Raw genomic sequence first — 12,841 nt, forward strand, 5'->3', positions numbered from 1 at the left:
GGCCCCACTCCCGCCGTCAGGCGGCCGCGCCGAGGTGGCGGGTCAGGAACCGTACGTCGCCGTCGCGTTCGGGTGCGTCCGGCGGCGTGGAGTGCGTGCCGGGCCGCGCGTGCAGGCTCTTGTCGGCGGAGCCGAAGGCGTCGAAGAGCGCGAGGCTGTCGCCCCTCGGCACGCGCTCGTCGTCCCACCGCAGGAGAAAGCGCACCGGTACGGAGACGCGCCCGGCTTCGGCCGTGTTGACCGCCGCGCCGCCGAGGCCCAGTACGGCGGGCCGCACGCGGGGTTCGGCCGCGACGAAGGGAACGCCGAGACCGCAGCCGAGCGAGACGCCCCAGTAGCCGACGGGCCGCTCGCCCACGTACGGGAGTTGGCGTACCGCGTCGAGCACGGACCGCCACTCGGGCACGGTCCGCCGCGCCACCGTCGCCTGGAACGCGGCGACGAGCGGCGCGAGTTCGGCGCCTGCGGCGACGCGTCGCTGATCGGCGCGGGCGAGGTCGTCGTTCGCGGGATCGACGGGCCTGTCCCCGTGCCCGGGCACGTCGGCGCACACCGCCGCGTACCCGGCCTCGCGGACGAGCCGCATCCCCACCTCCCGTACACGCGCGGTCGTTTTGTGCTGACCGCCCCCGTGCCCGAAGAGGACGAGCGGCCGGGGCCCTTCGGCCTCCTGCGGGGTCCACAGCACCCCGGGAACCTCGCCGAGGGAGAAGAACTGTTCGCGTACGCCCTCACGGGGCGTCGCGGAAGAGGTGAAACGCATGGCAAGCCGTCCTCACAGGCTTGTGCGGGCGCTCCCTCGGCCATGCGGGGGCGACGAGGGAGTCCCGGCTTCCGTCACTACGGACACAGCGTTGATCGGACTCACCTCCTCGGGCAGCGGCTGACGCACGGCGGCGCCGACGTCAACACGCGACCGGCGTGCCGCCCAGCGGAAATCCCCTAACGAACCCCGTACGCCCGGATGAAGGCGTGCGCGCCCTGGGTCATGATCGCGCGGACCTGCTCCGGGTCGGACTGCGAGGGGACGGGCTGGCGCTCGTAGGCGAGCAGGACCGTCAGCGCGTAGAAGTGGGTGGCGGCCACGCGCGGATCGTCCGTCTCCAGGAGGCCCGCCTCGGTGTAGCGCGCCACGCGTTCCGCGAGGAGTTCCTCGGCGGCCGCCGTGGTGAGGTCGTCCTCGGTCGCGGGGTTGCGCAGGCGTTCCTGGGCGACGAGCCCGAAGGCCGTGGCGAAGTCGGCCGAGCCGACGACGGAGGTGCCCAGTTCGACGGCCAGCGCGGTGAGCGCGTCTTCGAGGTGCCGCAGCGTGGCGGGAGGCGCGTCGGCGGGGAGGTGACGGTCGAGCGCCCCGCTCATCGTGTCGTGGAGGGAGGCCGAGGCGTCGGCGAGGATCGCGAGGAACAGCGAGCGCTTGTCGCCGAAGTAGTCGTACACAGTCCTTTTTGACACGCCCGCGCGGGTGGCGAGGGCGTCCATGCTGACCCGGTCCACGCCCTGCCGTACGAACAACTCGCGTGCGGCCGCGAGGATCGCGGCCCGCTTGGGCGAGGACCCCGCGCGCACCGCCTTCTTCGGTGCGTCGGCTGCCGCCTGTGCCGTCTTCTCGGGCGCGTGCGCCGTCGTCTCCGCCGCCTTCACCACTCTCGTCGTCCCCTTGTCTCCGCCCGTGCACGCACTGTGTCCGGCCCAGTCTTCTCGGTCACTCTACACCGTGCAGTACAGCCAGCGGCGCGATCCGCGTCCAGAACTGCACTGCACGGTGTAGTGTTTTCGTTATGGATACGACCACCGCCGCCGCGCCTTCCGCGCCACCACCGGCCCTCGTCACCGACCGCCGTCTGACCCTGCTCTGCCTCGTCCTCGCCCTCGGTGTCTTCACGACGCTGCTCGACACGACGATCGTCAACATCGCCCTCGACCACCTCCGCGCCGTCTTCGGCACCTCGGTCGCCGGGACGCAGTGGATCGCGACCGCCTATCTGCTCGCGTACGTCGCCGTCATCCCGGTGAGCGGCTGGCTCGCCGAGCGGGTGGGCGCGCGCACCGCGTGGCTGTGCGCCGTCGCCGCCTTCCTCGTCGGCTCGCTCCTGTGCGGGCTCGCGGGCTCGCTGCCCGCGCTCGTCGCCTGCCGGGTGCTCCAGGGCCTCGGCGGCGGCATGGTCATGCCCCTCACCCTCGCCCTCGCCACGCGCCTTGCCGGCCCCGATCGCGTCGGCAAAGCCACGGCGGCCGTCGCGCTGCCCGGACTGCTCGGCCCGCTGCTCGGCTCGGTGGCGGGGGGCGCGCTCACGCAAGCGCTGAGCTGGCGGTGGCTCTTCCTCGTCAACGTCCCCGTCTGCCTGGCCGCGCTCGTACTCGGGCGGCTCCTGCTGCCCGCGAGCCGGGGGCGGCGCGGCGAACGCTTCGACGTACGCGGTTTCCTCCTGCTGACCCCCGGCGTCGTCGCCGTCGCGTACGGGGTCGCCGAACTGCCCGGCGGCGGCGCGCGCGCCGGACTCCCGCTCGCGCTCGGCGTGTTGCTCCTGGCCGGCTTCGTCGCGTACGCGCTGCGCGCCCGCCGCTCCGCGCTCATCGACGTACGCGTCTTCGCGCGGCGCGGCTTCGGGCTCGGCAGCGTCATCACCTTCGCCGCCGGTTTCTCGACGTACGCGCTCTCCTTCCTGCTGCCCCTCTACTACCAGCGCGTACACGGCGATTCGGTCCTCCGCACGGGCCTCCTGCTCCTCCCGCAGGGCCTCGGCACGATGTTCTTCGTCGTCGGCCTGCGCCCGCTTGCCGCGCGCGTCGACAGCCGGCTCGTGATCGGCGCGGGCGCGGCGCTGACGATGCTCGGCACCGCGCCCTTCGCGCTCGCGGGCGCGCACGGCGACACGGCGCTCCTCCTCGCGGGGCAGTTCGCGCAGGGGATCGGCTTCGCCGCGACGACCTTCCCCGTGATGACGCTCGCCCTCGCCAGCCTGGGCCCCGGGGAAACGGCGGGGGGCAGCGCGGCGTTCAGCGTCGTGCAACGTGTCGGCGCGCCCTTCGGTGTCGCGGTCGTCGCCGTCGTCCTGCAACACCTGCTCAACGGCGCGGGCTCCACGGCGGCGGCGTTCTCCGGGACCTTCCGGTGGGTGCTCGGGCTCAGCGCGCTGCCGTTGCTGCTCGCCTGCCTCGTCCCGTCCGCCCCGAGGAAGTGATCGCGTGCCCACCGCTCCCGCCGCGCTCGGCAGGCTCGTCGAAGGCCGCATCGGCCGTAGCGCCCGCGTCACGTCCGTCCGCGCACCCGCGCCCGGCTTCCTGGAGGTCGAGATGGACGCGGAAGCGCCGCCCGGTGGCTGGCACCCGGGCCACGAGGTCCAGTTCCGCGTGACACCCACGCAGGGCCGCCGCTACACGGTACGGAGCGTGAGCGGCCCCGACGCGCGCCGCATCGGGCTGCTCGCCGCGACGGCGGCCGACGGCCCCGGTACGGATTTCCTGCGCCGGTTGCGCCCCGGTGACCGTACGACGGTCCTTGCGGGCCGCCACCGCCCCTTGCGCGAGCGCGGGGCGCGGCGCCTGTACACGGGCGACGCCTCGGCCCTCGGCACGCTGGACGCCCTTGCGGGCGGCGGGAGTTCGCCGACCGTGGTGGTGGAGGTACCGGCACGGGCGGCGGCATGGGTGGCGGAGACACGCCCCGCCTTCCACGTCCTCGCGGCGGCCCCCGACCCGGGCGCCGAGCTGCTGCGCCGACTCGAACGGGAGCTGCGTGAGGGCGCGTTCACGGAAGTGGACGGGGCGGTACTGCTGGGCCACGCGGGCACGGTCCAGCGTGCGAGGCGGACCCTCCTCGCGGCGGGCCTCGACCGGGGGGCGTGCACGGTGCGGGCGTACTGGGCGGAGGGGAAGCGGGGGCTGTGACGGGAGGGGCACGGGGTGGCGGCGCGGTGCGCGGAAACCCGGCGGTACGGGGGCACTCCGTGCGCACGCCGGGTGGGTGACCGGCCTGCCCACCGCCACCGGCCCCGTACCGCACCCGGAGCGCGGCGAGGGCGGACGCGTCAGCGCGGGTCCGCCGCCGAGGAGAGGAAACGGGTCCAGGCGGTGGGGGTGAGGCGGAGGTGGGGGGTGGTGGGGGTCTTGGAGTCGCGGATGTGGATGGTGCGGGGGGTGCGGGCCATTTCGAGGCAGGCGCCGCCCTCGGAGTCGCTGTAGCTGGACTTGATCCACGTCAGCCCGCGAGTCATCGCTCTGAGGCCACCTTTCCAAGGTATGAGGCCGTTTGCGTCGCACTGAGTGTATGGCGGTTGATCACCGTCTGCTTGAGCACCAGGGGGAGTGCCGCGTCGGCATCACTGTGCAGCACGCTGGTGCTCTGGCCCTCGATGTACGCGTAGCGCGTGTGATCCGGATTGTCGAGCAGCACGAAGGGGCCGCCCAGGACGATACCGTTGCCGCGCCCGTGGGGGACGACCTGGATCGAGACATGGGGAAGGTCCGCGAGGACCAGCAGGTGCTCCAACTGCCTGCGCATCACATCGGGCCCGCCGATTCCCGAGCGCAGCGCACCTTCGTGAATGACGAAGGTGTAGATAGTCGCTCGGCGGCTCTTCATCGCCTCCTGCCGGTCCAGGCGGGCCCGGACTCGTGACTCGATTTCCGTGTCCTCCAGCGGCGGACAGTTCTCCGCCATGAGCGCGCGCACGTAGGACTCGTGTTGCAACAAGCCTGGAATCAGCAGGACTTCATACCAGAAGACCGCCACGGCCTCCGCTTCGGCGGCCATGTACTGGGCGGACCGCGCGGGGTATTTCTCCGGCGCCAGGAATTGCGTCGCCGCGAGCAGCTTTCCGTGAGCGCCGCACATCTGGTCGGCAACCTGCAAGAGGTGGGTTGTCGGTTTCCGGCGTCCGTATTCCATCGACTTCACGTAGTCGACGCTGTACCCGGCCTCCGTGGCGAGGGCGTCTCTGCTGACCCTCGCCCCGTCCCGCCAAAGGCGCACCTGGTCCCCCGCGTACCGCCAGGCCATCGGCACGGTCGCGCTCGCCTGCTTCATCGCTCCACTCGCTTCCGGTCACTGCCCGGGTACAGCGGTTCGTGTACGCGGGATGCCACTACGCACCGTAAGGGAAGTGCTGCACGCTGTGAGACATGAATCACGTACGTTCCCTCCCCTCGGGGGAGATTGAGTTCCGCTTTCCGCGCTCCCGGCGCACGCCCTCCCGCGCGCGGGCCTCGTTCCGGGAGCAGGCCGCTGTGTGGAAGGTGCGGGACGAGGTGACCGAGGCCGCCGAGCTGTGCGTGGGGGAGCTGGTCGCCAACGCCGTCGTGCACGGCAGGGCGCCGGCCGGGCGGGAGGTGTGGGTGCGGTGCGTGGTGTGGGAGGGCGGGCCGTTGCGGATCGAAGTCCTCGACGGTGACGGAAGGTTGCCGCTGGGGGCGGCGGAGCTGCCCGGGCCGGAGGCCGAGGGCGGGCGCGGGCTGTGGCTCGTGGGGGCGCTCGCGGACCGGTGGGACGCCGAGACGCGGGAGCGGGCGGCGGGCAAGCGGGTGTGGTGCGAGTTCGACGCGGCGTGCGCGGAGTGAGCGGGGGCGCGGGTACCCGTACCGCGTCGCCCCGCGAGGGACGTACGGACGGGGGGCCGTGCCGGGTGCGGTGCGTGACGGGCGGGCCGCGATGATCCGGCTTGCGGCGCGGCGGGGGCGGCCCTGGTGCGTGACCACGGAGCCGGTGGACGCTTCGGGAGCCGCGCCGTGACGACCCGGGGTGGAGTGCGGGGGGAATCGTGGACATGTCAGGAGATGCGGGGGCCGGATGGGGGTGGGTGCGGGGGCGGGCCTGGTGTCCCGTGTGTCTGTCTCGGTACGTTGGTCGTGCTCTGAGCCTTTGCCGTTACGGGGGTTGACCTGTGAAGTGCCGTTCGGTCGTGTATGTCCTGACCGCTCTCGTCTGCGGGGCCGGTCTTGTCGCCTGCGGCAGTGACGGCGGGGGAGGCAAGGACGACAAGGCGGTGGCGGGCGCGGACCAGGAGACGGCCCGCCCGGCCCCCTCGCCCTCGGCGACCCCGTCGCAGTCGGCCGTGCGACGGCCGGAGATCAAGCTGCCCGCCGACGTGAAGTTCTCCTTCGACTGGCACACAGGGGACAAACTCAAGGACGAAGTGCTGGGCGACGCCGAACAGCGCGTCAAGGCGGTGGAGATGGCGATCGCGGAGCAGGACCCGCTCCACGCGGCGTACCGGTTCTACTCCGAGGGCGTCGCCGCCGCCGACAGCCAGAAGTACATCCAGTCGTTCGTGGACCACAAAGCCCGTACGACCGGACTGACCCGCATCTACAACGCCAAGATCGAGGTCGACAAGGGGCCGGGGAAGGCCCGCCTGGTGTATTGCGAGGACCAGAGCAAGGCGTACAACAAGTTTCTCGAAACGGGGAAGGTCGACGTGTCGGAGGCGGGACCGGACAGCTATGTCCTCTATTCCAGTTCGCTGACGAGGAACACCGAAGGCGTGTGGGTGACCGAACGCCTGCTGTCGACAAGGGGCGCGGCGCAGTGCAGGCCATGAGGAGAAAGCGCGCCGCGCTCGTACTGGCCGCGTCGCTCGTGCTGACCCTCGCCGCCGGGGGGCAGGCGTACGCGAAGAAGGGCTTCGGCGACGACGACGGCGAATCGCCCCCCGGGGCCACCGGTGGCCGGGACGGGGACACGCTCACGGCGGGGGCCGCCGGGATCTCGTACACGCGGTCCGGGGGTGGGGGCGGCGGCAACAAGGTCGCGCCGCTCACCGCCGCAGGGAACTGGACGCCCCCGCCCTGCTACTACGCGCCCAAGTACACGCCTCAGCAGCTGGAGGACACCCTTGTCCCGATCTGGCAGGCCGAGTCGACCGGGCATGAGTGGGACCTCAGCCAGAAGAAGAAGTACGAGGACGGCGAGCCGTACAAGGACTTCAACAAGGACAAGGCGGGCAAGGGCTTCTGGTGGGACTCGTACGTGACGCCGGGGGCCGAGGGCGACCCGGCCTCGCTCGCGTGCGAGGAGGAGATCTTCTGGGTGGACAAGGGCGATCCGCCGCCCGCGAACATTCCGCAGGCCATCACCCCTGAAATCCTCGCCCAGTTGGCGTACGGGGAGATCCGGGTTCCCGGCACGGAGGTGGAGTTGGCCCCCGCCGGGGATTCCAAGGTGAACCTTCCGACCTGGGTGTGGCTGGACAAGGCCACGTTCAAGGACGTCTCCGTGACGGCGCGGGTCGACGCGCTCGGGATCGAGGCGACGACGACCGCCGAGCCCGTGTCGCTTCGTATCGAGCCGGGCACGGCGGACGCCCGTACGCTGCCCGCGTCCGGCACCTGCCCGATCCGCGACGACGGCTCCATCGGGGAGCCGTACGCGCCGGGCAAGGCGCAGCGCACGCCGCCGTGCGGCGTCACCTACCTGCGCTCCTCGCGCGACGGGAGCTTCCCGCTGCGTGCCACCGTGACGTGGAAGGTGCACTGGACGGGAACAGGCGTCAACGGCGAACAGCCGCTGCCCGACGGGACGTTCGGCGCGGAGCAGGACGTGGTGGTGCGCGAGGTGCAGTCCGTCAACCGCTGAGGAGAGCGGCCGGGCGACCGTCGCGCCCCGGGCGCGGAACGCCGGGGGCCGGCGGCTCACCGCCGACGGCCCCCGTCCTGTCCCGCCTCCGGCTATCCGGCGAATCCGCCGAGCAGCCCCTCCGGCACCCCCTGCAAGGCGACGGGCCGCGTGAACCTGTCGACGGCCGCCGTGCCCACGCTCGTGGACCAGGGGGCCGAGGTCGCCGGCCAGGGACCGCCGTGGACCATCGCCTCGCAGACCGCGACGCCTGTCGGGACGCCGTTCCACACGACGCGGCCCGCGCGCAGCGCCACGGCGCGCAGGAGCGGGGCCGCCACGGACTCGTCCGCCGGGGTGCCGATGAGCGTCGCCGTCAGGCTGCCCGGGAGGGTACGGGCCAGCGCGGCGTACGAGGCCACGGGGGCCGACGCGAGGACGACGGCGGGGCCGAAGTGCTCGTCGAGGAGCGGGCCGTCGAGGCGGGCGGCCGGGACGCGCACGGCGAAGGGGCCCGGGGTGCCGGACGAGGCGGTGACGCTCGCGTCCGGCAGGGCGCGAGCCGCCGCGCCCCACGCCTCGTGGGCGCGCGCCATCGGCTCGGTCAGCATGCGGTGGCTCGGGGCGGCGGCCACCGCTTCGGCCAGCCGCCGCGCCAGCTTCTCACCTTCCGCCGTCTCCGGAAGGATCACGAGCCCCGGCTTCGTGCACAACTGCCCCATCGCGCGGGTCACCGAGCCCGCGAGCGCCGTCGCCCACTCCTCGTCGGCGGCCGCGTCCGGAAGGACGAACACCGGGTTGAGGGAGCCCATTTCGGCGTAGACAGGGATCGGCTCGGGGCGGGCGGCCGCCGCGTCCATGAGGGCGCGGCCCCCGGTGAGGGAGCCCGTGAAGCCCACGGCACGGATCTCGGGGGCCCGTACGAGGGCGAGCGAGACGTCCGCACCGCCCTCCACCAGCGCGAACACTCCCTCGGGGAGCACCCCGCCGAGCACCCGCGCCACCGCCCTGCCCGTCTCGGGCTGCGCCGGATGCGCCTTCACCACGACCGGGCAGCCCGCGGCGAGCGCGGCCGCCGTGTCGCCCCCGGCGACCCCGAACGCGAGCGGAAAGTTGGACGCCGCGAACACCGCGACCGGGCCCACGGCGACCCGCACCGTACGGACGTCGGCTCCCCCGGCCGCCACACCGGCCGAGACCTGCTCAGGGGCGTGCCGCCCCGCGGCCACGTGCGCGCCGAGCAAGCGCAACTGGCCCGTCGTGCGTGCCATTTCACCGCGCAGGGCGTCCGGGGCGAGGCCGCTCTCCCGGGCCGCCAGGGCGACGATCTCCTCCGTCGCCGCCTCCAGCGCGGCCGCGCAGGCGTCGAGCAGTTCGCGGCGCGCCGCGGGCGCGAGCGCGCCGAAGCCCTCCGCGGCCGCCCCCGCCCCGCGAGCCGCCTCCGCAACGGAATGCGTGTCCGTCATGTCTTCGTTCCTTCCGTCTGCTGCCACTCGCGCACGATTGTTCCCAGGACCCCCAGGCGCGCGGCGGGGGCCAGCCCCAGGTGGTAGAGCCCGAGCCCGCTCGCTCCGGCGGCCCGCAAGCGCCGCGCGTGCGCGGGTACTTCCTCGGCCCGTACGGGCGGGAGCGCCGTCACGTACGCCTGTACGGGAGTGCCGCAGCCCTGCGCCGCGGCGATCGCCCGCTCGCTCGCCTCGCCCACCGGCCACACGGGGACGAGGAGCGCGTCGACCTCGGCGGCCGCGTGCGGGGTGAGCCCCGGCGAGGGCCCCGTCGCCCACGGATCGGGGTGCGCGTGCAGCGTCACCGGCGCGGTCGGCGCCTGGGCGCGTACGGCGGCGAGGACCCCGCTCCGCAGGGCGTCGGTGGCCTCGTGGCGCACGGCCAGGAGGGCCCGGGCGAGGTCGTCGGAGAGGGGGAGCCCCGCACGTACCGCCGTGCGCAGGGCCTCGCGCACCGCGCCCGGGTTGAGGCCGCGCGCCGACCAGGAGGTGGCGCAGGCCGCGCAGCAGCACACCGAGAGCCAGCGGGCCTCGTCCGCCGTCCAGGCGCCTTCCGTCTTCTCGTGGACGCCCGCGTGGACGACGCCGAGCTGCCCGCAGCCTTCGAGCGAGACGCCGTCCACGCGGACGCCGGCCAGGGCCTCGGCGGTGAGCGCGGCCGCGTACGCGCGGACCTCGGCGTGCGAGGGGCAGAGCGCGTAACGGTAGTGCTCGCCGAAGCAGTTGACGACGGTGAGATCCGGGTGCGCGCTGCCCAGCCGCGTGTCGTGGCCGAGCACGAGCCACGCCGTCACCGCGATACCTTCCGCGCGCAGAAGGTCGGCAGCGGTGCGGAAGGGGTCGGGGTCGTCCCCGGTCCACGAGGGTGCGGCGGGGCGCAGGCGGGTCCCCGCCCAGCGGGGCGCACCGGGGTCGGGCGAGGGGCGGTAGAGCGCGGAGTGCGCGGCGTCGACGAGGCGGCGCGCGGGGTGGTGCGGGGTCGCCGCACGGGTGGAGTGGTAGGTCGCCGCGAGCGTCACCGAGGTGAGACCGGCGGCGCGGACGCGGGCGGGGAAGCCCGGATCGCCGAGGACGTCCCAGGGATACGCGTGGCCCGAGAGGCTCGCGGGTGCGGTGCGCGGGGGCAGGACGGGGCCGTCCGTGCCGGGGGCACCCGGAGCGGGGCCGCCCATGCCGGGATCACCCGGGCGCGGGCCCTCCGTGCCGGGGCCTTCCTGGGCCTGTGCGCCCGGCTCTCGGCTCACCACTTCGCCCGTCCCACCGTGAAGTCCGGCTCGAACTGCCGCATGTACGTCGTGTCGTCGCGTTCCGTGATGCCGCAGCGCGTGTAGTTCTCGTGCAGGCGCGCGAGCGCGTCGCGGTCGAGCGAGACGCCGAGCCCCGGCGTCCTCGGCACGCTGACCTTCCCCCCGTGGAAGGTCAGCGGGTCGGCCACGACGTCCGTGCCGTCCTGCCACGGGGTGTGCGTGTCGAGCGCGTGGTCCAGGACGGGGACGGCCCCCGCCAGGTGGACCATCGCGGCGAGCGAGATGCCGAGGTGGCTGTTGGAGTGCATCGAGACGCCGACACCGAACGTGCGGCAGATCGCGGCGAGTTCGAGCGAGCGGCGCAGCCCGCCCCAGTAGTGGTGGTCGGCGAGGACGACCTGCACCGCGTTCTTCGTGAAGGCCGGGGCGATGTGCTCGAAGGCCACGACGCACATGTTCGTCGCGAGCGGCATGTCCGCGCCGCGCGCGACCTCCGCCATCCCGTCGATGCCGGGCGCCGGGTCCTCCAGGTATTCCAGGAGGCCGCGCGTCTCCCTCGCGACCCTGAGCGAAGTCTCCACGGTCCAGGCCGCGTTGGGGTCGAGCCGCAGTTCATGCCTGGGGAAGGCGGCCCGCAGCGCGTGGATCGCGGCGATCTCCTCGTCGGGCGCGCGCGTGCCGCCCTTGAGCTTGATCGACTCGAAGCCGTAGCGCTCGGTCATCGCCCGGGCCTGCTCCACGATCCCGTCCGGGTCGAGTGCCTCGCCGAAGGAGTCGGGCGCCGCGCCTGGATGGCCCGCCCACTTGTAGAAGAGGTAGGCGGAGAAGGGGACTTCGTCGCGGAAGCGGCCCCCGAGCAGATCGGAGACGGGGCGGCCGAGCGCCTTGCCCTGGACGTCGAGACAGGCGACCTCGAAGGGCGAGTAGACCTGGAGCAGCGTCTTCTCACGCGTGGCGGGCCCGATGAGGCCGTGCTTGTCGCCCGAAGCGGCGGCGCCGTCGAGCGCGGCGGCGGTCCTGCGGTAGGCGTCAGCGAGGTCGAAGACGTCAAGTCCCCGAAGACTCGCGGCGGTCCGGCGGACCAGGGCGAGATGGGCCGCGTCGCCGTACGTCTCGCCGAGCCCGTACAGGCCCTCGTCGGTGCGTATCTCGACGATCGTGCGCAGGGCCCACGGCTGGTGCACGCCGGAGGCGTTGAGGAGGGGCGGGTCGGGGAAGGCGACCGGCGTGACGACGACCTCGGCCACGCGCGGACCGCGTGCGGTGGGGGTGGTCGCGGGAGCCGGGTGCGGGCCCGCCGGACGCGTCGTCGCGCTCATGCGGCCTGCTCCCGCTTCTCGATGGCGGCGAGCGCGGCGCGCCCGCGGGCGATGATGTCCTTCAGTTCGGCCACGTGCTCCTCCGACGCGTCGCGCAACGGCGGCCGTACGGGGCCGACGTCGAGCCCGGCGAGCCGCGCCCCCGCCTTCGGGAGGGCGACCGCGTACCCGGGCGCCTTGTCGCGCAGGCGCACGAGCGGCACGTAGAACTCCGCGAGCAGGGTGCGCACGGCGGCGACGTCGCCGCGCGTGCTCGCGCGGTGGAAGGCGACGGCGATGTCCGGGGCGAAGCACAGGACGGCCGAGGAGTAGCCCGTGACGCCGATCGCCTCGTAGGCGGGGACCGATACCTCTGCCGTGGGCAGGCCGTTGACGAAGGCGAAGCTCTCCGCGCGCGGGTGTCCCGAGGCCCGTACCGTCGCGATGATGCGCTGCATCGCGTCCACGTCGCCGCGACCTTCCTTGATCCCGGCGACGGTCGGAAGGTCGAGCAGCGCGAGCGCGGACGGCGGGTCGAGCACCGCGTTGGCGCGCTGGTAGACGACGAGCGGGAGGGGGGTCGCCCCCGCCACGTACCGCACGTGCTCGACGAGTCCCTCGGGTGTGGACTCGACGAGGTACGGGGGCATCAGGAGCAGTCCGTCGGCACCGGCGTCCGCCGCGCCGCGCGCGAAGGCGGCGGCGAGGCGCGGGCCGCCCCCGACGCCCGCGTACACCGGGACGCGCCCGGCCGTGACCTCGACGGCCGTCGCGACCACGGAGCGGTGCTCCGCCGTGTCGAGCGCCGAGAACTCCCCCGTACCGCACGCGACGAAGAGCGCGGCGGGACCGGCGGCCACCTGCTGCTCGACGTGCTCGGCGAAGACGTCGCGCGCGAAGGTGTCCTGTGGAGTGAAGGGAGTGAGCGGGAAGGAGTACAGGCCCTCGGGCAGCATGGGTGTCCTCGCAGATGCGTTCATGTACGTGAACGGTGTGCTCGTATGTGATCGATGTGCAGCGTCAAGGTAATCCCCGGAATTCGGCGGGTCAATGGCGCCCTGTCATACGAGAGACCCGCCCGGGACACGGAACCGCCGCTCTTCCCCGAGGGGGCGAGCGGCCGCACGGGGGCGGAAGGGGGCAGGTCGCGGGGGTGGCGGGCGGTCAGGGCGCGACGACCGCGACGGCGACCGGCCGGACGACGAGTGTGCCGAGCGCCAGGCCCCGGACCGGGACGGGCCG

General features: G+C 73.7%; 13 protein-coding genes. 5 read left to right on the plus strand and 8 right to left on the minus strand.

Annotated features, from left to right (window positions below; genetic code table 11):
• Positions 1-16 precede the first annotated feature (16 nt).
• Together ACQYWQ_RS20225 and ACQYWQ_RS20230 are read right to left on the minus strand one after the other, a co-directional pair.
• Positions 17-763: a dienelactone hydrolase family protein gene (locus ACQYWQ_RS20225; RefSeq protein WP_431036391.1), complete on the minus strand. Its 747-nt coding sequence runs from the start codon at positions 761-763 to the stop codon at positions 17-19.
• 179 nt (positions 764-942) lie between these two features.
• Complete coding sequence (locus ACQYWQ_RS20230) at positions 943-1,644, minus strand: TetR/AcrR family transcriptional regulator (RefSeq protein WP_431036392.1); 702 nt, start codon at positions 1,642-1,644, stop codon at positions 943-945.
• 134 nt (positions 1,645-1,778) lie between these two features.
• Between ACQYWQ_RS20230 and ACQYWQ_RS20235 the strand changes: the two genes are divergently transcribed.
• Entirely contained in the window at positions 1,779-3,182 is a 1,404-nt protein-coding gene (locus ACQYWQ_RS20235) for a DHA2 family efflux MFS transporter permease subunit (RefSeq protein ID WP_431036394.1), read from the plus strand.
• A 4-nt stretch (positions 3,183-3,186) separates the two neighbouring features.
• Positions 3,187-3,888, plus strand: a complete 702-nt coding sequence (locus ACQYWQ_RS20240; RefSeq protein WP_431036395.1) for a hypothetical protein — start codon at positions 3,187-3,189, stop codon at positions 3,886-3,888.
• Between the two features lie 140 nt (positions 3,889-4,028).
• On the opposite strand, the gene ACQYWQ_RS20245 is transcribed toward ACQYWQ_RS20240, so the two are convergent.
• Together ACQYWQ_RS20245 and ACQYWQ_RS20250 are read right to left on the minus strand one after the other, a co-directional pair.
• Positions 4,029-4,214: a DUF397 domain-containing protein gene (locus ACQYWQ_RS20245; RefSeq protein WP_431036396.1), complete on the minus strand. Its 186-nt coding sequence runs from the start codon at positions 4,212-4,214 to the stop codon at positions 4,029-4,031.
• The gene (locus ACQYWQ_RS20250; protein ID WP_431036397.1) at positions 4,211-5,026 is read right to left on the minus strand and encodes a helix-turn-helix domain-containing protein; all 816 of its coding nucleotides are present in this window, start codon (positions 5,024-5,026) and stop codon (positions 4,211-4,213) included. The genes ACQYWQ_RS20245 and ACQYWQ_RS20250 overlap by 4 nt, the downstream gene beginning before the upstream one ends.
• A 95-nt stretch (positions 5,027-5,121) precedes the next feature.
• Between ACQYWQ_RS20250 and ACQYWQ_RS20255 the strand changes: the two genes are divergently transcribed.
• From ACQYWQ_RS20255 to ACQYWQ_RS20265, 3 genes are all read left to right on the plus strand, one after another.
• A complete protein-coding gene (locus ACQYWQ_RS20255) occupies positions 5,122-5,556 on the plus strand; it encodes an ATP-binding protein (RefSeq protein WP_431036398.1) in 435 nt (144 codons plus the stop codon).
• 341 nt (positions 5,557-5,897) lie between these two features.
• A complete protein-coding gene (locus ACQYWQ_RS20260) occupies positions 5,898-6,536 on the plus strand; it encodes a hypothetical protein (RefSeq protein WP_431036399.1) in 639 nt (212 codons plus the stop codon).
• Positions 6,533-7,570, plus strand: a complete 1,038-nt coding sequence (locus ACQYWQ_RS20265) for a hypothetical protein (RefSeq protein ID WP_431036400.1) — start codon at positions 6,533-6,535, stop codon at positions 7,568-7,570. Before ACQYWQ_RS20260 ends, ACQYWQ_RS20265 begins: the two co-directional genes overlap by 4 nt.
• Before the next feature lie 92 nt (positions 7,571-7,662).
• On the opposite strand, the gene ACQYWQ_RS20270 is transcribed toward ACQYWQ_RS20265, so the two are convergent.
• The 4 genes from ACQYWQ_RS20270 to ACQYWQ_RS20285 all read right to left on the minus strand — a co-directional run bounded on the left by ACQYWQ_RS20270 (position 7,663) and on the right by ACQYWQ_RS20285 (position 12,555).
• A complete protein-coding gene (locus ACQYWQ_RS20270; protein WP_431036401.1) occupies positions 7,663-9,015 on the minus strand; it encodes an aldehyde dehydrogenase family protein in 1,353 nt (450 codons plus the stop codon).
• On the minus strand, positions 9,012-10,226 hold the full coding sequence (locus tag ACQYWQ_RS20275; RefSeq protein WP_431036402.1) for a hypothetical protein: 1,215 nt from the start codon (positions 10,224-10,226) through the stop codon (positions 9,012-9,014). Before ACQYWQ_RS20275 ends, ACQYWQ_RS20270 begins: the two co-directional genes overlap by 4 nt.
• Positions 10,227-10,294: 68 nt before the next feature.
• Positions 10,295-11,620, minus strand: a complete 1,326-nt coding sequence (locus ACQYWQ_RS20280) for a glucarate dehydratase family protein (RefSeq protein WP_431036404.1) — start codon at positions 11,618-11,620, stop codon at positions 10,295-10,297.
• Positions 11,617-12,555 carry a 5-dehydro-4-deoxyglucarate dehydratase gene (locus tag ACQYWQ_RS20285; protein WP_431039268.1) on the minus strand — a complete coding sequence of 313 codons (939 nt, stop codon included), beginning with the start codon at positions 12,553-12,555 and terminating at the stop codon, positions 11,617-11,619. Before ACQYWQ_RS20285 ends, ACQYWQ_RS20280 begins: the two co-directional genes overlap by 4 nt.
• Between the last annotated feature and the right edge of the window lie 286 nt (positions 12,556-12,841).

The organism is Streptomyces sp. P6-2-1, assembly GCF_050613165.1.
Lineage (GTDB): Bacteria > Actinomycetota > Actinomycetes > Streptomycetales > Streptomycetaceae > Streptomyces.